At 29.4% G+C, this 23,393-nt stretch carries 21 protein-coding genes and 1 pseudogene; 4 read left to right on the top strand and 18 right to left on the bottom strand.

Going from position 1 to position 23,393, the window contains the following annotated elements; genetic code table 11:
* Positions 1-4: 4 nt before the first annotated feature.
* The 18 genes and pseudogenes from hemC to murJ all read right to left on the bottom strand — a co-directional run bounded on the left by hemC (position 5) and on the right by murJ (position 19,582).
* Positions 5-931, bottom strand: a complete 927-nt coding sequence (gene hemC / locus FMM56_RS08135) for a hydroxymethylbilane synthase (protein WP_150208338.1) — start codon at positions 929-931, stop codon at positions 5-7.
* Positions 928-1,323: an integral memnbrane protein gene (locus FMM56_RS08130; protein WP_150140442.1), complete on the bottom strand. Its 396-nt coding sequence runs from the start codon at positions 1,321-1,323 to the stop codon at positions 928-930. Before FMM56_RS08130 ends, hemC begins: the two co-directional genes overlap by 4 nt.
* On the bottom strand, positions 1,320-3,032 hold the full coding sequence (locus FMM56_RS08125; protein WP_150208336.1) for a proline--tRNA ligase: 1,713 nt from the start codon (positions 3,030-3,032) through the stop codon (positions 1,320-1,322). The genes FMM56_RS08130 and FMM56_RS08125 overlap by 4 nt, the downstream gene beginning before the upstream one ends.
* Positions 3,019-4,308: a glutamyl-tRNA reductase gene (gene hemA, locus FMM56_RS08120; RefSeq protein WP_150208334.1), complete on the bottom strand. Its 1,290-nt coding sequence runs from the start codon at positions 4,306-4,308 to the stop codon at positions 3,019-3,021. The genes FMM56_RS08125 and hemA overlap by 14 nt, the downstream gene beginning before the upstream one ends.
* On the bottom strand, positions 4,308-5,189 hold the full coding sequence (locus FMM56_RS08115; RefSeq protein ID WP_150140436.1) for a polyprenyl synthetase family protein: 882 nt from the start codon (positions 5,187-5,189) through the stop codon (positions 4,308-4,310). The genes hemA and FMM56_RS08115 overlap by 1 nt, the downstream gene beginning before the upstream one ends.
* A gap of 78 nt (positions 5,190-5,267) precedes the next feature.
* A pseudogene (locus FMM56_RS08110) lies at positions 5,268-5,681 on the bottom strand (exporting protein); the annotation flags it as partial.
* 1 nt (position 5,682) lies between these two features.
* Entirely contained in the window at positions 5,683-5,946 is a 264-nt protein-coding gene (locus FMM56_RS08105) for a DUF2018 family protein (protein ID WP_150140432.1), read from the bottom strand.
* A gap of 70 nt (positions 5,947-6,016) precedes the next feature.
* The gene (locus FMM56_RS08100; RefSeq protein WP_150208332.1) at positions 6,017-8,218 is read right to left on the bottom strand and encodes an endonuclease MutS2; all 2,202 of its coding nucleotides are present in this window, start codon (positions 8,216-8,218) and stop codon (positions 6,017-6,019) included.
* Positions 8,211-8,561: a hypothetical protein gene (locus tag FMM56_RS08095; RefSeq protein ID WP_150140428.1), complete on the bottom strand. Its 351-nt coding sequence runs from the start codon at positions 8,559-8,561 to the stop codon at positions 8,211-8,213. Before FMM56_RS08095 ends, FMM56_RS08100 begins: the two co-directional genes overlap by 8 nt.
* Positions 8,561-9,850 carry a UDP-N-acetylmuramate--L-alanine ligase gene (murC, locus tag FMM56_RS08090; protein ID WP_150140426.1) on the bottom strand — a complete coding sequence of 430 codons (1,290 nt, stop codon included), beginning with the start codon at positions 9,848-9,850 and terminating at the stop codon, positions 8,561-8,563. Before murC ends, FMM56_RS08095 begins: the two co-directional genes overlap by 1 nt.
* A gap of 68 nt (positions 9,851-9,918) precedes the next feature.
* Positions 9,919-10,965, bottom strand: coding sequence for a glycosyltransferase family 9 protein (locus FMM56_RS08085; RefSeq protein ID WP_150208329.1), 1,047 nt, complete (start codon positions 10,963-10,965; stop codon positions 9,919-9,921).
* 66 nt (positions 10,966-11,031) lie between these two features.
* The gene (locus tag FMM56_RS08080) at positions 11,032-11,808 is read right to left on the bottom strand and encodes an enoyl-ACP reductase (protein WP_150140422.1); all 777 of its coding nucleotides are present in this window, start codon (positions 11,806-11,808) and stop codon (positions 11,032-11,034) included.
* The gene (gene dapA, locus FMM56_RS08075) at positions 11,808-12,698 is read right to left on the bottom strand and encodes a 4-hydroxy-tetrahydrodipicolinate synthase (protein WP_150208327.1); all 891 of its coding nucleotides are present in this window, start codon (positions 12,696-12,698) and stop codon (positions 11,808-11,810) included. The genes FMM56_RS08080 and dapA overlap by 1 nt, the downstream gene beginning before the upstream one ends.
* A 3-nt stretch (positions 12,699-12,701) precedes the next feature.
* The gene (locus tag FMM56_RS08070) at positions 12,702-13,943 is read right to left on the bottom strand and encodes a M16 family metallopeptidase (protein WP_150208325.1); all 1,242 of its coding nucleotides are present in this window, start codon (positions 13,941-13,943) and stop codon (positions 12,702-12,704) included.
* Positions 13,940-14,998, bottom strand: coding sequence for a quinone-dependent dihydroorotate dehydrogenase (locus FMM56_RS08065; protein WP_150140418.1), 1,059 nt, complete (start codon positions 14,996-14,998; stop codon positions 13,940-13,942). Before FMM56_RS08065 ends, FMM56_RS08070 begins: the two co-directional genes overlap by 4 nt.
* A gap of 36 nt (positions 14,999-15,034) precedes the next feature.
* The gene (locus FMM56_RS08060) at positions 15,035-16,765 is read right to left on the bottom strand and encodes an ABC transporter ATP-binding protein (RefSeq protein WP_150208323.1); all 1,731 of its coding nucleotides are present in this window, start codon (positions 16,763-16,765) and stop codon (positions 15,035-15,037) included.
* Entirely contained in the window at positions 16,758-18,134 is a 1,377-nt protein-coding gene (gene cysS, locus FMM56_RS08055; protein WP_150208321.1) for a cysteine--tRNA ligase, read from the bottom strand. Before cysS ends, FMM56_RS08060 begins: the two co-directional genes overlap by 8 nt.
* Positions 18,134-19,582, bottom strand: a complete 1,449-nt coding sequence (gene murJ / locus FMM56_RS08050; protein ID WP_150208319.1) for a murein biosynthesis integral membrane protein MurJ — start codon at positions 19,580-19,582, stop codon at positions 18,134-18,136. The genes cysS and murJ overlap by 1 nt, the downstream gene beginning before the upstream one ends.
* 108 nt (positions 19,583-19,690) lie before the next feature.
* Between murJ and FMM56_RS08045 the strand changes: the two genes are divergently transcribed.
* The 4 genes from FMM56_RS08045 to FMM56_RS08030 are packed head-to-tail and all read left to right on the top strand — an operon-like array spanning position 19,691 to position 23,392.
* Positions 19,691-21,550 carry a flagellar assembly protein A gene (locus tag FMM56_RS08045; protein ID WP_150208315.1) on the top strand — a complete coding sequence of 620 codons (1,860 nt, stop codon included), beginning with the start codon at positions 19,691-19,693 and terminating at the stop codon, positions 21,548-21,550.
* Positions 21,526-22,074: a Holliday junction branch migration protein RuvA gene (gene ruvA, locus FMM56_RS08040; protein ID WP_150140408.1), complete on the top strand. Its 549-nt coding sequence runs from the start codon at positions 21,526-21,528 to the stop codon at positions 22,072-22,074. Before FMM56_RS08045 ends, ruvA begins: the two co-directional genes overlap by 25 nt.
* Positions 22,075-22,082: 8 nt before the next feature.
* Positions 22,083-23,120: a D-alanine--D-alanine ligase gene (locus FMM56_RS08035; protein WP_150140406.1), complete on the top strand. Its 1,038-nt coding sequence runs from the start codon at positions 22,083-22,085 to the stop codon at positions 23,118-23,120.
* A 59-nt stretch (positions 23,121-23,179) separates the two neighbouring features.
* Positions 23,180-23,392 (top strand): type II toxin-antitoxin system Phd/YefM family antitoxin, encoded by a 213-nt coding sequence (locus tag FMM56_RS08030; protein ID WP_150140404.1) that lies wholly within the window; start codon positions 23,180-23,182, stop codon positions 23,390-23,392.
* Position 23,393 lies beyond the last annotated feature (1 nt).

Here is a 23,393-nt window from a genome sequence, read left to right as displayed (position 1 = left end):
ATTCTTACACCATTTTTAAAGCCCTTTCTAAAAGTTCTTTTGCACCTTTTTTTATAAAATCATTAGCAAATTTTTCACCAATATCATTAAATTCACTTTTTTTAACAAAAATTTTTTCTTTTAATTTTTCACTGCCATCAGGTAAGCCAAGAACTGCCCTAATGCAAATTTCATCATTTTTTAACTGGGCATTTACCCCAATGGGTACTTGACATCCTCCATCTAAGGTCCTTATAAAATCCCTTTCTATCTTTGTTTCAATAAAGGCATCTTCATCATTTAAACATTTAAGCAAGGTTAAAATTTCTTCATCATCAATGGCCTCGATTCCTAAAGCCCCCTGTGCTGCAGCTGGGATTAATTCATCCTTTGAAAAAATATAAATAAAATTTACTTCTTTATCTAAATTTAATCTTTTCACACCAGCTAAGGCTAAAATAATAGCATCAAATTCGCCATCTTTTAGCTTTTGAATGCGTGAGTTTACATTGCCTCTTAAAGAAATAATATTTAAATCAGGTCTTATAAATTTAAGTTGCATTGAGCGTCTAAGGCTTGTGGTACCTACCTTTGCATTCATAGGTAAAGCTATTAAATCTTTATATTTTTGACTAAGCATAACATCATTGCTTTCTTCTCTTTTACTAATGGCAGCTAAAACAAGGCCACTTGGAAAAAAGCTAGGTACATCTTTTAAGCTATGAACTGCTAAATGGGCTTCCTTTCTAAGCATACTTTCTTCAAGTTCTTTAGTAAAAAGTCCCTTACCACCAATCTTTGCCAAAGGAGAATCAAGCAAAACATCACCCTTTGTTTTAAAGCCTTGTAAGCTAACTGAAATTTTATGAGTTTTTTCTAAAAAATCCTTTACAAATTCACTTTGCCAAAGGGCTAGTTTGCTTTTTCTAGTTGCAATTATTAATTCTTTCATTTTCCATCCTCTATAATTTCTACATCTATAATCTCTTCATTCCCTTGCATATTTTGCCTTTGAGTTCGCCTATAACGCGTTTTTGTAAAAAATTGAAAAAATAAGGCAACAATTAAAATTAAAAATCCAAAAAAACTAGTTAAAACCCCAGGGAAAACTAGCAAAAAACCGGCTATTACAAAGGAAAATTGAGTTATCATATTTTTAACGCCACTTAATTGAAATTCAAGCATATTTTTCCAAAAAATTATCAATAAAATCACGCCTAAAAGCATACTTGCCATTATGAAAACTACAAAATTTCCAACTCCAAAAACATATATAAACAAAATGCTAATTATAAATTCGCTTATTATAACAGGGGTTAAACTTATCTTAAATCTTTGATTCATAATAGATTCTTTTTAACTAGGTCTATGATTTCGTAATCTTTAACCGATATTTTTTGTAAGGTTTTTCTCGTTATAAATTCCACTTCTTTTAGTTCGGTATATTTTTTGCCAATTATAATTGCATAAGGAAAACCCATTAATTCAAAGTCATTAATCTTAACGCCAAATCTTTCTTTTCTTTCATCAAAAAGCACATTTATACCCAAATTTAAAAGCTTTTCATAAAGTAAATTTGCAAATTTTAAGGATTCTTCATCCTTATCATTTGAAATTATTAAATCAAGTTCAAAGGGTGCTAATTGCTTATTCCAAATACAACCCTTAATATCATGACTAGCCTCGATTGCAACAGCTATTAATCTACTAACCCCTATGCCATAACAGCCCATAAAAAAGGGCTTTGTCTTGCCATTTTCATCTAAAAAAGTAGCATTCATGACCGATGAGTATTTTTGTCCTAGCTTAAAAATATGTCCTACTTCTATGCCCTTACTTTTTTTAAGCACTCCTCCACAATGAATGCAATTGTCCCCTGCGTTTACTTCAACTAAGTCCTTAAAACGTTCTTTTTTTAAATTTACAACATTAATGCCTATTAAATGGTAATTTTTTTCATTTGCTCCTATTATCATTTGGGTTTCATTTTCAAGTTCTAAGTCTATATAAAAATCAACGCCCTTTAAGCCAACAAATCCTATATATCCAGCCTCTAAGCCAACTTTTGCCAATTCATCTTCATCAACTTCTTCAAATTCTAAAGCCCCACAAGCATTTAAGGCCTTTTTTTCTTGTAGATTATCACTTCCTCTTATGAAAAATATAACGATTTTTTCATCATTTTCATAAATTGCCTTTTTTGCCACTGCCTTAATGGTATAAAAGCTATCTATTTTAAAAAATTTGGCTAATTCATCTATGGTTTTTATGTTTGGAGTGTGAAATTTACTTACAAAATTTGCCTGGGGTCTTGGAGCGTTTGAAATTTTCTTAGTCCTTTTTGCTGCTTCAATATTTGCTGCATAAGAACAATTTTCACAAAGTATTATATCATCTTCGCCATTTTGTGCTAATACCATAAATTCTTTACTGCCACTTCCTCCAATCGCCCCACTATCTGCATCAACAGCCCTAAAATCAAGCCCTAAACGCGTTAAGATATTTGAGTACGCCTTAAACATATTGTCAAATTCTCGCCCCAAATCTTCTTCATTTGCATGAAAACTATAAGCATCCTTCATTAAAAACTCACGACATCTCAAAAGCCCAAATCTAGGCCTAGCCTCGTCTCTAAATTTAAGTCCTATTTGATATAAATTCAAAGGAAGTTCTTTATAACTTGTAACTTTGTTTTTAACTATTGAAAGCATGGCTTCTTCATGGGTAGGTCCTAAAACAAAATCATTTTCTTTTCTATCTTTAAATCTTAAAAGTTCTTTTCCAAAAATATTATAACGACCACTTTCTTGCCACAAAGTAGCAGGGGTTACAAAGCTAAGGCTTACTTCTAGTGCCCCTGCCTTATCCATTTCATCTCTTACTATATTTTCAATCTTACTTAAAACCCTTTTTCCAAGTGGTAAAAAATTATACAAACCACTACCAATTTGCTCTACAAAGCTACCTCTAAGTAAAAAAATATGGCTTGGTAACATAGCATCCTTTGGAGCTTGTTTTGAACTTGGTGCGTATAATTTACTAAATTTCATCATCATTCTCCATAATTAAAACCTTATTTTCTTCTTGATTATTTAAATTAAAAATATAACGCATAGCACTTATGATACTATCACTTTTGATTTTACCTTGTAATTTTTTTAAATTTATAGTTGGATTATGCAAAAATGCCTTAAAAACTTGGTGTATTAATTTTCTAGCCTCTTCTTTATCAGAGCCTCTTAAATAGCCCTTTTTAATGGCAATTTCAAGCTGTATTCTAGCACATTCTTTTGCCCTAAGCCTTAATTCTTTTATGATAGGATGCAAGGCTAAATCATTTAAATACTTAAAAAATTCATTTGTCATAGACCCTATTATAGAATACGCCACACTGGCTTCGCATTCTCTAAGGGCTAAGTTTTTACGAACTACTTCTTCTAAATCATCTACCGCAAAGACCCTTATTTTTTCACTAGAATCTAAGTCAATATCTCTGGGGACTGCTATATCAAAAAAGTATCTTTTAAAATTTACTTCTTTGATTAAGGAAGTTGTTATGATTGCTGAATTTGCATTTGTGGCTGAAAAAAATACTTCATATTCGTTTATGTATTTAGCTAGTTTTTCTATGCTATCAAAGCTTGTTAAAACGCCTAAATTTTTACTTAAATTTTCAGCTTTTTTGATATCTCTATTTAAAATAATCACCCTCGCGCCAGCTGCGATTAAATGCTTACAAGCTAACTCGCCCATTTCACCAGCCCCGATTACAATAACTTCTTTTTGCTTTAAATTTATTAATTCCTTAGCCTTAGCCACGGCAACAGAAGCAACTGATATAGGATTTTTAGAAATTTGAGTTTGATTTCTAATCTTTGCTGCACACTTAAAGGCATATTGTATAGCTCTGCTTAAATTTACACCACAATAATTATTTTTAACAGAAAAATTAAAGGCATTTTTTAGCTGTCCTGCAATCTGCGTTTCGCCTATTACTAAGCTATCTAAAGAACTTGCCACTGCAAAAAGATGATGAATTGCCCCACTATCTTCAAAAATATCAGCCTTTTGCATTAAAAGTTCTTTATCAACTCCACAAAGCAAGGATAAAGTAGATACCATATAATCAGCTATTCCACTAAGTTTTTTAACAAAGGCTATTAATTCTACCCTATTGCAAGTGCTTAACACCAAGCTTTCTACGATATCATCTTTTGAATTTAGTATTTTTAAAAACTCATTTTGCTTATCATCTACACTTAAACTTAATTTTTCCCTTAAAGAAATATCTGTATTTTTGTGAGTAAATGAAATACAAAAATAATGCATTAAAATTCCCTATCTATCATCGCTTTAACGATATTTTCTAATTTTTCATTTTTATATTCTTTAATCGCATTTAAGGCTAAATTTGCATACTCCTTAGCCTCTTCTACTGCCTTTTTTAAGGGTTTTTCAATACTCTTTAAAAGCCAGTTTTTTTCATCTTCGCTAATTTCCTTTTTAAAAAGGGTCTTTAACTTATTTTTATCTTCTAAACTTTCATACAAATAAATATAAGGCAAGGTTACCTTGCCTTCTTTAAAATCATTAAGGGCAGGTTTTCCAAGCTTATCACTACTTCCACTAACATCTAAAACATCATCTATCATTTGAAAGGCAAGGCCTAAATTTTTTCCATATTCTCCAAATTTTTCTTCGTTTAAATTCTCTAAAATAGCCCCACATCTTGCACTAGCTTCGATTAAAACAGCAGTTTTATTATAAATCATATCTAAATATGCCTTTTTGTCGCTATTAAAAGTTTGACTTAAACTTACATCCATTAACTCGCCAATAGCCAAATTTGAAACGGCTTTTGAGATGATTTGTCCAAAAATTGCTTCGATTTTGCTTAATTCAAAAAAGGCCTTAGCATATAAAATATCACCAAGCATTAGGGCATTTTTAACGCCAAATTCAGCGTTTATTGATTTTACCCCTCTTCTTAACTTGCTATCATCAATAATATCATCATGTAATAAACTAGCTAAATGTATAAGTTCAATAACAGCACAAAGTATAAAGGCTTTTTTACTAGGTTTTGCGATGCTTAAAAGTAGTTTTGAACGAAGTTTTTTACCCGAATTTGTATGTTTCATCATATCTAAAATAGGTGGATAGTTTAAATCTTTTAAAAAACTTTCTATTAAAGAATCAATTTCTTGCACAAAATTTCCTTTTTTTTTTTTTTATTATTTTATTATTTTTTACTTAATCTAGTTTGTATTTTGTATATTATTCATATTTTTTGGATCTAAAAATTTCACCTCAAGCCTAGAATCTCTATCTTCAATATACACCCTAAATGTTGCAATCCCCCTTGAAAAGTCTTTAAATTCAAAAACCAAACGAGCCCTGTCAATATTTGGATTTGTATAATCAGGGATTAGTGTTTGAGAATACCAGTTTAAATTTCTACGCAAGGACATAACAAATTGGCGAGGGTATTTTCTAAATTTTGTATGAACTATCATATTTGTATTATCAAAAAGGGTCCAATAAAAGTCAAAATTTTGAACATCATTTTCGTATCCTAACTCTTTTATCTCAACACTTGCCCTTTCATCTTTATTTAGTTTAAAATCATAAATATGTGCAAATTCAGGCTCAGCACAAAAAGAACTTATAAAAAATACACACAAAATAAAAATTTTTCTCAACTTATCCCTCGTGCCCTAAAATTTTTGCCGTAAGTTCTATAAAAATATCGTTTTTTCTTTCACTCATTAACTCAGCATTTTCTAGGATAAATTCCCTTAAATGCCTCTCGTTTAAGCCTTGTTTTTCTAGTAATTCAATCATTGCTATATATTCTTCAAAAAAGCTTTCAAAGGTCTTTTCTAAGGCTCCTAAATTGCCGTTTTGTAAAATTTCTATAAATTTTTCCTTAGGGCTTTTGTTTAACATTTCATCTAAAAAATCCATTTTTCTTACCTTAAAATTTTTTAAGCCTTGATTATAAAATTTTAAAAGTTAAAAGCAGTTTAACACCTTTTTAAAATTTAATGATTTTAGCACCAAAACCACCTTGATTAACGGTGGCATCTTTAAATTCCTTAACGCTTTTATGTGTTTTTAAAAACTCTTTCACTGCAAAAGCAAGTTTTCCTGTGCCTATACCATGATATACTATAACCTCGTCAAGCCCTGCTATTAGTGCATCTGAAATAAATTTATCAAGTCTTTCAATGGCCTCTTCACTTCTTAAACCATGCAAATCAAGGCTTAAATTCACACTTGCTGGTTTTTTTATATTAATATTAATTTTAGCTGTTTTTTGTGGTAAAGTTGAAGTTTTTTTAAGCAAATTTAAAGCTATTCTAAGATTTAAGCCATCGCTTTCAATCAAGGCCTCATTTTTTGTAAGTCCTATGATTTTACCCTTGATATTTTCATACTTTACAAAATCCCCAAGTCTAAATTCTAAATCTTGCTTTAAAGTATCTACATTAATAGCCTTTTTTAACTCATTTGCCTTATTTAAAGAACGTTGCTTTTCTTTTAAATCCTTAAAATCAAGAGTTTTTTTGGCCTCATTTATGGCCTTATAAAAATCAAATTCAAGCCTTTGAAGTCTTTCTTTAAATTCCTTATCCTGCCTTTCTTTTTGCTCCTTTAAAGAAGATAAAATTTCATTGGTTTTTATTTCTTTTTTTTCTAAATTTCTTAATCTTTCTTTAAGTTCTAATTCTAAATTTATATTAATTCCTACTAATTCTTCTAAATTTTGCTTATCTTCTCCATATAAAATTCTAGCTTTTTCTATGATAAAAGGAGCAATCTTATAACGCAACGCCGTTTCAAAGGCATAAGACTTACCTATAATTCCTTTCATAAACTCATATTTTGGCATAGCGTTTTTTTCATCATATAAAGCAGCTATTAATTCTACATTTTCATTTTTTGCTAAAAGCATAGCCAGTCTTTTATGGTGCGTTGTAATTATGATTTTATTATCCATTAAATTTTCTATTAATATGCTATATAAACATGCCGCTTCTTCAAAATCAGTTCCAAGTTCAATCTCATCAATGCCTAAAAGTAGATTTTTAGACCCATTTAGCCTTGAAAATTGTAGCATTCTACCAGCAAAGGTTGAAATATCATTTTTCACATTTTGAGGGTCTTCTATAATGGTCTCAAAACCCTTAAAAGACCCTATCTTACTTTCATCTGCCTTAATACGCATAGGCAAAAGATATTTTGCTAAAATACAAGCACAAAGTATACTTTTTAAAAGCATGGATTTACCACCGGCATTTACCCCTGTTATGATTAAAACGCGTTTTGAAAAATCTAAATCAACTCTTTTTGCGTGTTTAAGGGCTGGATGGGCGAAATTTTTAAGTATGATTTTTTCATCATTACTTGGCAAGACAAATTCAAAATCCTTACTTTTAGCAAATAAAATTCTAGCACTATAATTATCAAATAAATCAAAGGCCTTATTAATAAATTTCAAAAATAAAAGCTGTTTATGTAAGATAAAAGAAATTTTTTTTGCATACTCGTAAAATAATTCTTCTTTTTGACCCTTAAGCTTATCAATATCAGCTTGTAAATTTTCAACACTTAAAGGAAAGATATAAAAACCCCCACTTGAACTTCGCCCTACTATTTTAGCCTTTAAACTATGATTAAAGCCACCTCTTACCAAAAGGGCCTCAAAGCCATTTATTAAGTGAATTTGAGTATCCATAAGATAAGGGGCTAAGGACTTAGAATAGCTAAGTTTTTTAAACTCAGCCCTTATCATTTCTTCTTTTATTTTTAATGCCTCATTTATGTTTAAAAATCCCTCATCAATGCTTTCTTTAAAATTGCTCTCTTCATCAAAATACTCACAAAGTTCTAAAAGCACACTTGGAAATTCTATCTTATCAAGCCATTCTTTTAAATTTTTTTCAAATTTTAATTTTTTTAAATACACAAAATAACGAATAATTTTTACAAATTCACAACTTTCATCTAAGTGTAAAATTCCTTGTTTGCTAAGGTGAGTTAGGGATAGGTCCAAATTTTTAACTAGTGGGGGTGGATTAAATTCAATGAGACTAAGTTCGTTAATCCTACTAAAATGAAGCCTTATATCCCCTTGCATAAAAAAATCTTTTTTTCTTGCAAAAAAGCTTGTAAAATTTTCTAAATATTCTTTTAAATCAAGCTTTATTAAAAGATTTTTAAAATTTTCATTCATTATTTAACTTACAATCTTTAATGTCTAAAACTAGAAATTTCAAGCTTTTATTAATGTCTTTTGAGATAAAACTTGAAGTACCAAATTCATAATTAAAATTTGAACTTTCAACTATTATATTTTTGCATATTAAGCTTTTTCCTTGATTAAAGGCTATTAATAAATCGTCTTGTTTATGGCCTTTGACAATGTTTTTATATTCAAAAATTCCAATGCCTAAAATCAATAATAAAAATAAAATAAAAAAGGCAGGCTTAGCCTTTTTGCCTAATTTTTCTCTAAGTGCGTAAACAAAAATTAAAATAGCAAAAGCACAAAGTAAAAATATTACTACTCTACTCACTACACTCCCCTTAATTTCAAACTAATATCCCCTGCTCCAAAGCCTATAATTAAACCTTCTTCTAAGACCTTGCCCTTATTGGTAACTAGATAATCTCCCTCTCTTTTAATGTCCTTTATAAAAATGGCATTTGGAAAATATTTTTTAATATCAAGTACTATTTTTTTCTCCCCTGCTGCATAAACTGGCAAGATAAAAAGTTCATCAACTTCTTTAAAAGAATCAGCAAAGGCTTGTAAATTTGCTGCTAAACGGGTGTAGCGGTGAGGTTGAAAGATAGCTGTTATTTTATTATACTTTGCTAGTTTTGCATATTCTTTTGTTGCGATTAAAGTAGTAGCAATTTCTGTTGGGTGATGCCCATAATCATCAATAATTGCTAGTTTTTCGTTAGCATGTAATATATCAAAACGTTTTTTAATGCCTTGATAATTTTTAAGCCTAGTTCTTAAATCATTTATATCATACTCATCGATTAAGGCTAAAATAGCCAAGGCTGCGTCGATTGCTAAATGCTTGCCCATTCCATTTATGCAAAAAGTGCCTAAATCTTTAAGCTCAAAACAAGTTTGAGGCTTAAAATTTTCCACACTCATACGCACATTTTTAATATCCTTGCTTGGATAAAGCCTTATAGCATCAATATCAAGGGTAGCTAAATACTCATCTTCTACATTTATAACCCTTTTTTTAGCTGTTTGTAAAAACTGCAAATAAGCATTTTGTAATTTTTGAAATTCATTATCATAATGTTCTAAATGTTCGGCCTCAACATTTGTAACTATGGCTAAATAAGGATTTGAATTTAAAAAAGAACTATCGCTTTCATCGGCCTCAAAGACTAAATTTTCATTTTCTTTATAAATCATATTTGAACCAAATTCCTTTAAAATCGCCCCTATTATCACTGAACTTTGTGGCAGTAAACTAGCCATTATGCTTGAAGTAGTGCTTTTTCCATGTGCCCCTGCTATTGCAAAGACCCTTTTATCCTTTAATATCAAGGGTAAGGCCTCTTTTCTAGAAAGGCATTTTATGCCAAGTTTATTTGCCTCTTTAAATTCTGCATTTTCTTCCTTTATGGCAGCTGAGTAAATGATTAAATCCTTGCCTTTAACATTACTAGCCCGGTGTGGAATACTAACCTTAACGCCCTCGCTTTCTAACTGATCTGTAATCTTACTCCTTTTTAAATCACTTCCACTAATGATAAAACCTTTTTCTTTTAAGAATCTTGCAAGTGCTGAAATTCCTATACCACCTATGCCGATAAAATGAATCTTTTGCAATTTAAAGCCTTTGAATAAAAATAAGATTAATTATATCAAAATTTGGCTATAAATGCCTTATGTTGCGATTATTTTCTAAGAAATTCTGCAAGTTTAAAAAGTAGCATACCTATTGCGTTTTGAATGTCTGTTTTACTTAAACCATCCTTGATTTTTTCAAGTAAAACATAATTTTTATTAAAACTTTCCCAATAAACAGTATCATGTAAAGAATAAAGCCCTATGCTATTAATCTTTAAAATAGTAGCTAGATACATTGTACCTGAACTTGGAGCTATTAAGCATTTTACCCTTTTTAAAAGCTCACAAATATTTAAAATATCTCCATCATTTTTAAAAATATATATGCTTTTAAGGAGTTTTTCATCAATCTTATCAATGTGTTCTAAGAAATTTTCATGCGTTTTTTCATTAGTTAGTACTATAAAATTTAAATATGGATACTTTGTTCTTGCCTCTTTAATGAATTTTATATAATCTTTCAAACGCAAATTATATTTTGTCTCCTTAGCAAAGGGTGATATAAGTATTGAATTTAAGGGGTTATTAATATTTTTAAAAAAGTTATCAATTTTTTCTTTATGCTTTTTTTTAGTTTGAATGTCTATATCAAAACTTAGTTTTGAAATTTCTTTATCAAATAAAGCACTATTAATACTTCTAGCCCTATAAAGCACCCTTAAAAATTCATTTGATTGTTGTAATTTTTTATTATTTTCAAAATTTACAAAGATAAATCTTGAAGAATATTCTAATTCTTCTTTAGTTCTAATAATAATAAATTTAGCATTTGTGCTTTTTAAAAAATTTATGCTCTTATTTCCAGCCCTTAAAGGAATGATATAATCAAGCATAAATTCATTTATAATATCTCGGTTCTTGCGTTTATCCTTCTCATACTTAATATCATAAGAAAGTTCTACATACTCATCTATAAATTCAATTGCCCTTGCCAAGCTTTCATTGACTTTAGAACCAAAAACAATAACCTTTGCATTATAGATATATTTTAAAGCATACAAGAGTTTTAAAGATACCACTAAATCACTAAGTCCTTCATAAGGACAATAAAGACCCACTGATAAACGTTTAAAATAAGGACTACTACCTAACATGGCTTATCCTTTATAAATAAATCTAATATAGCACTTAAGCACTTAAATATTTATAAAATTTTAAGCTTATTTAAAAGTAGTGCCTCCATCTACTATGAAAGTATGTCCTGTTACCCAACTTGCCTTACTTGAACATAAAAATAAACATGCCCCTGCTAAATCACTTGGCTGACCTATTCTATTTAAAGGGCTTAAATCAATAGTGGCTTGTTTTACTTCTTCATAATTTGTAAAAGCCTTTAAGGCATCTGTATCAATAGGACCCCCACTTACTACATTTACCCTTATATTTTTATCACCAAGTTCAGTAGCTGCATACTTCATCATAACCTCAACTGCTGCTTTTGCCGTGCCATGCCCTGCATAATTTTCTATGTGAACTAAATTTCCAGTAGAAGATATAGAAATAACACTTCCACCACCAATCTTTTCCATTCTCTTAGCTGCTTCTTGAGTTCCTACCACGAAGGCATTAACCGTGGCTGTAAAGATATTGTTAATCCCCTTCGGTTTTAACTTCATAAATTTAGTATAGCCCCCGACTACAGCCCTGCCTGAAATAATGGCATTTGATATAAAAAAATCAATCCTATCAAAATCTAAATCAATCTTTTCAAAAAGTTCCTTATAGCTTTCTGGTTCTAAAATATTAAACTCATAAGCTTTAGCTTTGATTTTATAATTTGTTTGTAAATCCTCAACCATATCCCTAGCTATATCAGCATTTGAATTATAAGTAAAAGCGATATTTACGCCAACCTTTGCAAATTCATAAACTATGGCCTTTCCTATGCCCCTTGTACCACCACTTATAACTAAGGTTTTTCCTTTAAATTCTTGCATTAAAATCCTTTTATCTCATAATTTTTCATAACACTTTCAATTTTAGCATAATTTTCTTTACTGATAGAACATAAAGGTAACCTAAATTCCAAATTTGGCAAAAGCCCAGCTATAAACATAGCAGTTTTTATAGGGATAGGATTGCTTTCACAAAATAAAATCTTATTTATATTATAAAGCTTAGAATTTAGCTTTCTTGATTCTTGATAATTTTCATTTAAGACCTCATGCGTTAATTTGCTAATCATATCAGGCAAGAGATTTGAAGTAACTGAAATAACGCCCTTTCCACCACTTGCTAAGATAGGATAATTTATAGCATCATCTCCTGATATAACAATCATTCTTTCTTCTTTTGCAAGTAATTCCACGCATCTTTGAATATTCCCACTTGCTTCCTTAACGCCATAAATATTTTCACATTCTAAAAATAATTTTATGATAGTATCAACCTCAATCTCACAGCCCGTCCTAGAAGGTACGTTATATAAAAGCAAAGGCAGGTCAATATTATTTGCAATGGCCTTATAATGTTCAAAAAGTCCATTTTGAGTAGGTTTATTATAATAAGGAGTAACGCTTAAAATTCCATCAGCTCCCACGCTTTGTGCAAACTGGGCCAAGGCTATTACTTCGTGAGTTGCATTACTTCCAGCACCTGCAAGGACCTTTGTATTTGTATTTTTACAAGCTTGTACCGCTATTTGAATACAAATTCTATGTTCTTCATGCGTTAGAGTAGCACTTTCTCCTGTGGTACCAACAGGAACTATAGCATCAATATTATTTTGAATTTGCCTTTTAATAAGCCTTTCATAGCATTCCTCATCGAGCTTACCATTTTTAAAAGGCGTAATTAAAGCCGTCATAGCACCTATAATTTTATTCATTTATCAATCCTTTCTTAGTATCAAAGTCGTTGAATTTTCTTCATTAAAATATTTTTTTGCACAAAATTTTAAATCATCTATACTTAAATTTTGTATATTATTTTCAAAATTTAACAAAGGATTTAAATCACCCTTAGCCAAATAAGAACCATAAATATTAGAAACAGCACTAGCTGTATTTAAAGAGAAGACAAAATCACTTTTTACATTATTTTTAATCTTTTGCAACTGCTTTTTAGAAATTTTACCTAGCTTTAAATTTTCAATTATCTTTAAAAGTTCTTTTTCTACAACTTCTGCCTTAATATTTTTATTGCAAACACAAATAAAAATAAACAAGTTTTCATCAATGCTATCATTTGCAAAGGCATAATAATCATTTATTAAATTTAACTTATCAATTAAAATTTCATTCATCAAAGCACTTTTTCCACTTGATAAAAGCTCACTTAAAGCCTTTAAGCTAACCATATCCTTATGTTTAAAATTTGGAATTTTATAAGCAAGGGCTAGTAATTGCGTATCTGAGCTTTTCTTTATAATAAGCCTTTTAGCCCCATCTTGCTTTGGTTCTTTATAATGAATTTTAGGAATTTTTTTAGTGTTTTTAATATGTTCAAAATGCTTTTTAGCACTCTTAAAAACCTCTTCACTATCAATATCACCACTTACTAACAAAATAGCATTTTTTGGCTGATAAAAGGTAGAATGAAAATCCTTAATATCATCAATACTCCAATTTTCAATATCCTTATAAAATCCAATAGGAGTCCAGTGATAAGAATGATATAAAAATGCGTTATTAAAAAGCCTAAAATATAAATATCCAAGTGGATTATTATCCGTTCTCCAACGTCTTTCTTCAAGTACCACATTGCGTTCAGGCTGAAATTCCTCATCCTTTAAGCTTAAATTTTGCATTAATTCAGCAAATAAAAAAAGTGCCTTATCTAAATTTTTCTTAGCACATTTTATAAAATAATGAGTGTAATCAAAGCCTGTACTTGCATTATCAACGCCACCAAAACCCTTAACTGTCTCATCAAATTCCCCTGCCTTTAAATTCTTTGTAGACTTAAAATTTAAATGTTCAAGCATGTGTGCTATGCCACTTTTTCCCATAACTTCATTCCTTGAACCTACCTTATAAAAAATATCAACGCTTATTACATCGCTATTTTCATTTACCTTAAAGGCATAAACATCAAGCTTATTTTTTAAACTTATTTTTTCATAATTTATCATTTCAAATTTACTCCAATTGCTTCTTTAATATTAGAAAATCCATCTTTTTTTAAACATTCAATAAATCCTAAATTTATATCTTTTACAAGAGAAGGACCCTTAAAAACTAGGCCTGTAAAAATTTGTATTAGACTTGCCCCATTTTTAATTCTCTCATAAGCAACCTCAGCACTATCAATGCCTCCACTTGCTATTAAAAGTGTTTTATTAAAAAGTTCTTTAGCAACATTTTTGAAAAAAATTCCACTTTTTTCTTGTATTAATTTTCCACTAATGCCACCAAAGGTTCGGTTATTATCTAGCAAGGTATAATCAACGCTTGTATTTGCTATAATAAAGCCACTTGCCCCAAATTCAGTCCCACTTTGACAAAGCAAAATCGCATCTTTATAATCCATATCAGGTGCAATCTTTATCAAAATAGGCTTTTTGCTTATATTTTTAGCCTCGCTTAATAATTCCTTTAAAAAACTAGAACTTTGGAGCTGTCTTAAATTCTTAGTATTAGGCGATGAGATATTGATTACAAAATAATCACTCAAATTATCAAAGGATTTTAATAAAGAAAAATAATCATTTAAAGCTTCTTCATTTGGGGTAAGCTTATTTTTACCTATATTTGCACCAAGTGGCAATACAAAGGGATAAAGTTTTTTAAGCCTTTGGGCTATGAAGTGTGCCCCTTTATTATTAAAGCCCATAGCATTTTGTAAGCTTTCATCTTTGATTAAGCGAAATAAACGAGGCTTTTCATTGCCACTTTGTGCCTTTGGCGTAAAGGTACCAAATTCTAAAAAACCAAAACCAAGAGAGCTTAAGGGCTTAATCATAGTAGCATTTTTATCAAAACCACCTGCTAAGCCCACGGGATTATAAAAATCTAAACCTAGTAAATTTTGTTCTAAGCTTTCATCATTTACCATATAAGAATGTGCTAAAATGTTTAAAAATGCTGGTGAAATTGCACTTATACTTCTTAAAGAATACTCAGCTAATAAATGTGCCATTTCTGCATCAAGTTTAAAAAGTAACGATTTTAAGCTGTTATAATTCATACTTTTCCTTTTCTTTGGCTAGGATTTTAACCAAATTTAACTTAAATTATCATCTTTACTTTTAAATTGCTTATAAAGCGTGCAAGTTTGCAAAAGTTCTTCATCATTTCCTATAGCTAAAATGTTCCCATCCTTTAAAACTGCGATTTTATCACTCTTTTCAATGGTGCTTAACCTATGGGCTATGATTAAAATCAAATGTTCTTTTTTAAGATTTTCAATGGTTCTTACAATGGCCTTTTCGCTTTCATTATCAAGGGCAGAAGTTGATTCATCAAATATTAATAAATCAGGCTTTTTATAAAGTGCCCTAGCTATTGCTATTCTTTGTTTTTGACCTCCACTTAAATTCTTAGCATTTTCTAAAAGTTGAGTGTGAATTCCACCCATTTTTTCCACAAATTCAAAGGCATTTGCAAGTTTTAAAGCCTTTATAACATTTTCTTCATCTAAATTCTCGCTAAATGCTACATTTGCTGCTATTGTATCATTTAACATATAAATATCTTGGGTAACTAAAGAAATTTTTGAACGCAAGGATTCAAGGCTAAAATTTTCTAATCTTTCATTATTTATTAAAATTTCACCACCCTGTTTTTCAAAAAAATGTAAAATCAAACCAACTATTGAAGATTTTCCACTTCCACTAGGTCCAACAAGACCAAAACTTTCACCCCTTTTAAAATCAAAACTTACATTTTTTAGCACTTCTTTATTCTCATCATATGCAAAATTTACATTTTTAAATTCAAGTTTTTCAATATTATTTAACTGCTTTTCACCACCCTTAATCTCAGGTCTCAAATCAAGCAAATAAAAGGTTCTTTCACTTGCACTAATGGCCGTTTGAAACTGGTTGTATAAATTTGATATCCTTTTTATAGGCGTATAAGCTAAAAATAAAGCACTTGTAAAGCTTGTAAAAGACCCTACGCTCATATTACCCTCAATAACTTCTTTTCCGCCAATTATAACAACTATAGCGATGCCTATTGAACCCACGGTTTCCATTAAGGGACTTGAAAGATTATATATTCTAATGCTTTTTAAATTTAATTTACAAAACATATCATTTTGGGTATTAAATTTCATACTTTCTTTAAGCTGGGCGTTATTTGCCTTGATAAGTTCGATATTTGTAAAAATTTCACTTAAACGAGATAAAAGGTCTGAATTTTTTTCTTGAATTTTCCTTGCATAACGTTTTAAATGCCTTGCAAATAACATTAAAGGCAATATTGCTAAGGGCAAAATAATAAGGGCAAAAAACGCTAGGGTAGTACTTTGATATAAAACTACGGCTAAAAGTCCTATGGCAGTTATGCTTTCTCTAAATAAATCAGGTATGATATTTGAAACTATGCTTTGAAGTGCGTTTATGTCATTTGTACAACGACTTATTAATTCTCCACTTCTGTATTGTTTAAAAAATTTCATATCAAGGTTTAATAAATTTTGCAAGACCTTTTCACGTAATGTTTTTAAAATATTTGTGCCTATATAAGAGATATAAAAAGATTGCATATAAACGCCAAAACTTTTAGCAAAATATGCAATAACCACTAAAAAAGGGATATAATAAAGCAAAGCTTCATTTTTTTCTATAAAAACTTTATCTAGTATAGGTTCTAATACATAGGCACTTCCAGCAGTACCTCCTGCCCCTAGTAACATACCTATTATAGCTAAGACAAAATAAAACCAATATTGCTTATAAAAAGGCTTAAAACGCGATAAAATTTCAAGCAAACTCATTGTTTTACACATTATCTTTCTCCCAAATAGTGCCATTTTTAGTATCTAGTAATAAAATGCCCCTTTGTTTTAAATTATCTCTTATTAAATCAGCCTTTGTATATTCTTTGTTTTCTTTTGCTAACTTTCTTTGTAGAATTTGTTCTTCTATACACTTAATCTCCTCTTTGCTTACTCCATGTTGAAAATAAAAAACAGGGTCCAAAAAGCCAAGTCCAAAAATTTTAGCTACTTCCTTAAATTCATCTTGTAATTTTTCTTTTATATCTTTTTGATTCTTATCAAGGCTTAAATTTGCATTTATAATAAAATCATCAAGCAAGGCTAAGGCCTTTGAGATATTTAAATCATCTTGCAAAACCTCTAAGATATTTTGTGAAATTTGGCTTTTAAAATTTGAGTGTATAGGAAAATCCTCAAGTTCTTTAAGTTCTAATCTTTTTTTAAGTCTATATATCTTATCAAGTCTTTTTTTGCTAAGTTCTAAATCCTGCAAAGAATAATTAAAATGCCCCCTATAATGAACGCTTAAAAGATAAAGTCTTAACACCTCTCCTAAATTTGATTTTAAGGCATCTTCTATAAAAAAGCTATTATTTAAGCTTTTACTCATCTTTTCTCCATTGATATTTACAAAGCCATTATGTAGCCAAATTTTTGCTAAATTTTTATCATAAGCACAACGACACTGGGCTGCCTCGTTTTCATGGTGAGGAAAAAATAAATCTGCCCCTCCTGCGTGTATATCAAGAGTATTTTTAAAAATGCCTAAAATCATAGCCACGCACTCACTATGCCAACCAGGTCTTCCTTTGCCATACTCACTTTCATAAAAATTTTCATCAAATTTCCATAAAACAAAATCGCTTGGATTTTTTTTGCTAACTTCTTGTTCTAAACGCGTTTTAGTATTATCTAAGGGCTTTTTTGAAAGACTTAAATAAGCCTTATCTTTGCTTGTATCAAAATAAATTCCATCTTGTAATTTATAAACAAAGCCCCTTTTATCAAGGTCCTTAATCAATTCTAACATTTGCCCTATAAAATGCGTAGCCCTTGGCTTTTTGCTTGGTTCTAAAATCCTTAAACTAGCCATATCACTTTCATATTTTTTTATATAAAGTTCAGTTATTTCTTCTAAGGACTTATTGCTTTCTTGCATTTTGTTTAAAATTTTATCATCAATATCAGTGTAATTTCTAACAAAATTTACCTTATAATTTAAGGCTAATAAAACACGGTGCAATAAATCAAAACAAACACTACTTCTTCCATGTCCTAAATGTGATAAATCATAAACGGTTGGACCACAAAGATAGATATTTACTTCTTTTTGATTTAGATTAATTTTTTCCTTGCTAACGCTATCAAAAAGCCTCATTAAAACATTCCTTTTATAAAATCAAAGCAACATATTAACATAAATAAAATTACACCTTTTAAATAAAAAAGTAAAAGCCCAAATAAAATTAAGCCCAAAACGCCAATAAAAACCCATTTAAAAGATAATATCGATAAAAATTGTTTAAAGCCAAATTCTTTTATATTTGCAAAAAGTAGATAAAAAGCTGATATTGAACTAGCAAGGGCTACGGCTAAAACCTTTAAGTGTTCATCTTCTATTAAAAAGATTAATGAAATCGAACAAAGAAAGGATAAAACAAGGGCCTTAAAGGCTATGAGGGCTGCTATTTTTTGCTTAAATCTAGCATAAAGCCATAAGGAAAAAAGTTTTTGTAAACCAAAGGGTAAAAGCCCTATTAAATAGGCTATTAATACATAAGCAGTTAAAAGGCTATCTTTTTCGTTAAAATTTCCTCTTTCAAATAAAAGCTTTGAAATTTCTAAGGAAAAAACAGAGCCTATTATGCTTGAAATTATTAATAATATACTCAAACTTGCAAAGGCCTTTTGCATAAAATTTAAGGCTAAATCTTCTTGCTTATTTTTTAAGTGTTTTAAAATTTTAGGAAAGGAAACTTGAGTTATGGCTATTGCAAAAAGGGCTAGTGGAAGTTGAAAAACGCGATTAGCATAGTATAAATAAGAAATACTGCCTGTAATTAAAAAACTTGCTATTGTAGTATCTAAAAGAGAGCTTAACTGCGTAGCTGAAGAACCTAGCACCCCGTGAAAGAAATTTGCATAAAAATTATTTAATTTTGTCTTAGTTTTAAATTTCATTGCTAAAAACATTGCTTTAATAACTAAATTTGAACGAAGTACCATTAAGTGCAATATTAACTGGGCTACCCCACTTAAAACAGTGGCATAGGAAAAATAATAAAGCGATTGATTAGGTTCATTTTTATCAACAAAAAAGGCTGCTATTACTATACTTAGATTAAATAAAGATGCCGAAAAAGAGGTTATAAAAAATTTTTGTTTATAGTTTAAAATAGCTGCTAAAAAGGTAACTAAAAAGATAAAAAATAAGTACCAAATATTAATTGCAACAAGAGGGGCGGCTAGTTTTATGGTATTTTCGTCAAAACCAAAGGCAAAAATTTTAGTAAAAAAAGAGGCGAAAAAACTAACTAAAAGGCAAAATAAAAACACCACAATACCAAATTGAATAAGTACTTGAAAGCAAAAAGCACCCTTTTTTTTAGCCTTTACAAAATTTGGTAAAAAAGATTGTCCAAAGGCCCCTTCTGCAAAAATTCGCCTAAAAAATGCTGGCATTTTTATAGCTACAAAAAAAATATCACTAAATAAACCTGCCCCTAAAAAAAGGGCGAGTAAAACATCCCTTGCAAGTCCAAGAATTCTAGAAAATAAAATGCCTGATGCATTGATAAGAAAATTTTTAAAAATAACACTTTTCATTATAAATTAATCGTAAAAAAATATTTTTGTATTTTATCTAAAATTGATTAAAATTAAGTATAATATTAAGTATAATATATTTTAAAATTATTTTTAAATGGAGCAAATTTGCCAGAAACAGTAACCATAAATACACAAAATCCTTATAAAGATATCTTTAATGTTGCTAAAAAACTTGATATAAAGGTAGAAGAGGTTGATTTTAATGTGCTTTCTTTTGATACACATTATCGTTTCGGTACCACACCACAATGGGAAGAAATAAGCGAAAAAGATTTAGCATTTTTTGAAAAGGATGAAGTATTTTTAAAAGAAGATTTGCATATTCAACAAAATTATAAGGTAAAATTTTTTCAAAGAAAAGGCATTGATGAAGTTTCAAATGCCATTCGTTTAAGTGCAAATAAAAATATTACTAGAATAGTGGTACAGATTGATTTTACTAAATTAAAATACCATGATAATCTTATCTTAGACCTTATACAAACAATTTATAAAAAGCTTATTAAACTAAAATTTTTCTTAGGGATTCGCTTTTTTGATTTTAAACAAAATCTTTTTAACACAGTTGCTAAACACCAACACACACCTATAAATGAAAAAATTCAACTAATAGTTGCAAGAGGAATTGATTTAGTACCTAGTCAAAGTGAAAGGCTAATATTATTTTATAAAGAAAAAGTACAAGATTATACCCTTGATGAGAAATTATCAGGCATTATAGCGGTTAATGAAAATGAAACTATACTAAGACATATTCAACAAAAAGATGGAAGCCCTGGAAAGAGTTTAAATTTACATTTTTTAAAGGTTGCAAAACCTGCTGAAAGCAAGACAAATTTTTCTTGTTCTGAAAATTTAAAACCTATACAAAATGATGGATATGTAGATTATGTTTCGCAAAAAAAGGGCTATGTTGCCGAAAATGCTAATAGCTTTGATATAGCAAATACTATTGATTTTGGAAGTGTGGATTTTAAAACGGTTGGCATTATTAAGGCTGGGCTTGATAAAAATGTTAAGATTAATATAAGATTGCTTTCTGATATGCAAGATGCTGTAAATTCTGGCGTTGGTATAGAATGCGAGGAATTAAATGTCGCAGGTAGCGTGGCTGGTAATACAAATTTAAGGGCAAGTAAGCTAAATATCGATGGGACCACACATACTAAGGCTAAACTTTATGCAAAAAATGAGGCCTATATAAAAACGCATAGAGGTTATATAGAAGGGGATATTGTAAATATAGACTTACTTGAAAATGGTACCATTAAGGCTAGGATTGTTAAGATAAAAAAGAGCTTAGGGGGCAATATCATAGCTGATAAAATTTATATTGATACACTTACTCATAATAATTTTTGCACCTTTTTTGAAAATGCTGTAGTTGAAAAATTTGAAGGGGAAAATAATAAATTTCACGCTAAGATTAAAACCCAAGAAAAAAATTACGAACAAATTCTTACAAAATTACACGATGAAATTTTAAAGCTTAATAAAAGATGCTTGATATTAAAACAAAATCTTTTAGCAAATAAATCAAATATCATAACTATACAGAAAAAAATGCAAGAATTACAAACCTTTAAGCAAGAAATTCCTATACAATATAAAAAGATTTTAAGGGATTATCAATTACTTAAAAAGGATTTTATAAAAACTCAAAGCGATGAAAAGGCACTTTTAGAAGAAAAAAATAAATTTTATGATGAATTTAAAAGTTTGCAAGATGAACTTGTCAAGGCTACCTTTATTAATAAAAGTGGAAAATGGAGTGAAATGTGCGAGATTAGATTTAGTCTGCTTGAACCAAAGGAAGATATTTTTTATGCCTCTTCTGCTAATGAGAATTTTAAATACATAGGGTTAAAAAAGCAAGAAATGGATAATCAAGAATTTATAGTGCTTGAAAAGAGTGTAGAGTACGAAGAGGAGGTGCTTTCGTGGTTGTCGCAATCGAAGGCATAATCACTAAAAAAGAACCTACCTTTGCTGTTATTAAATGTCAAAATGGCGTAAGTTATGGCGTTTTTATATCTTTGTTTTGTTCTTCAAAATTAAAAATTAATGAAAAAATCGAGCTTTTAATCACTCAAATAATAAAAGAAGACTCTAATAAATTCTTTGGCTTTTTAGATAAGGATGAACAAAAGGTTTTTGAAATGCTTTTAAAAGTAAATGGCGTAGGAACTAGCACTGCAATGGCAGTTTGTTCTAGCCTTGATACAAATTCCTTTTATAAGGCCCTAGCCTTAGGCGATGAATCTGTTTTAAAAAAGGTACCTGGCATTGGTGTAAAAAGTGCAAAACGCATTATAGTCGAACTTGGAGATATGAAAAAAATAGAAAGTATTAGCGATGATAAACACGAGGCTTATCAAGCCTTATTAAGTCTAGGCTTTAAACAAGATAAAATTCTTTCTGTGCTTGCAACTTGTGAGTCAAAAGATACTAGTGAGCTTATAAAAGAAGCCCTTAAAAAACTTGCCTAAGGAAAAAAATGAAATATCTTATACTTTTTGGTGGAAATTCGTACGAACATGAAATTAGCATTGTTAGTGCTGTGGTGTTAAAAAAAATTTTAAATAATGAACTTTGCTTTGTATTTTGTGATAAAGATAGAAAATTTTATGAAATTCCAAAAGAAAAATTAAACGCTAAAATATTTAGTTCAAATGCTTATAAAAAAGAAAAAGAACTCTTTTTAAAACAAGGTGGCTTTTTTTCAAAAAGCCTTTTTGGTACAAATGATTTAAGCTTTGATTGTATTATAAATTTAATACATGGAAAAGACGGAGAGGATGGAAAAATAGCAGCTTTATGCGAATTTTACTCACTTAAATACATAGGTCCTAGAATGGAGGCTAGTGTTTTATCCTTTAATAAAGAATTAACTAAACTTTATGCTAAAAATGTTGGCGTTAAAACCCTGCCTTATGTAATGTTAAGAAAAAATCAAGCCTTGCCAAAGATAAATTATCCTTGCATTTTAAAACCAGCTAGACTTGGAAGTAGTATAGGAATTTCGGTTTTAAAAGATGATATAGAATTTAATTATGCTCAGGATGTGGGCTTTGAATTTGACACTGATATCATAGTTGAAGAATTTAAAAGCAATATAAAAGAATATAATTTAGCAGGGTGCATGGTGGATGATGAGTTTATTTTTTCTATTATAGAAGAACCACATAAAAAGGAATTATTAGACTTTGAACAAAAGTATTATAGCTTTTCAAATAGTAGTGAAGTGGTTGAGGCTGATATAAGTGAGAGTTTAAAAGAAAAATTAAGGCAAAGCTTTAAAAAAATTTATAATCCTTTATTTAAAGGAGCACTTATAAGATGTGATTTTTTCGTGCTTGATAATGAAGTTTATCTTAATGAAATAAACCCAAATCCAGGCTCACTTGCAAATTATTTATTTAAGGATTTTAATCAAATCTTAGAAAGATTAGCAAAAAGCGTTAAAAATGAAGAAAAAATAGAAATTTCTTATTCTTTTTTACATTCTATAAACGGACAAAAAGGAAAATTATAGCTTTTTAAGTGAAAATACGCTAAATTTTACACGAAATTTTATGTATTTTAGGAAAAAAAATGCTTTCTTTTAAACAGGATGAAATATATACGGCTACTGAATTGGTGCGAAATTTTAGTAGTATTGTTGATAAGCTTAAAAAAAGTGAAAGTGGAAAATTAGTTATTTTAAAAAATAATAAATTTGAAGCTGTAATGCTTAGTATGAAAGAATTTGAACGTTTACAAGATGCTTTAAATTTATTAGAAAATATCTATAATAAAAAGGTTTAAA

Source organism: Campylobacter sp. LR264d (genome assembly GCF_008633895.1).
Taxonomy (GTDB): domain Bacteria; phylum Campylobacterota; class Campylobacteria; order Campylobacterales; family Campylobacteraceae; genus Campylobacter_D.
The sequence above is the reverse complement of the archived record's forward strand: the minus strand, read 5'-3'. Positions and strand labels throughout refer to the sequence as shown.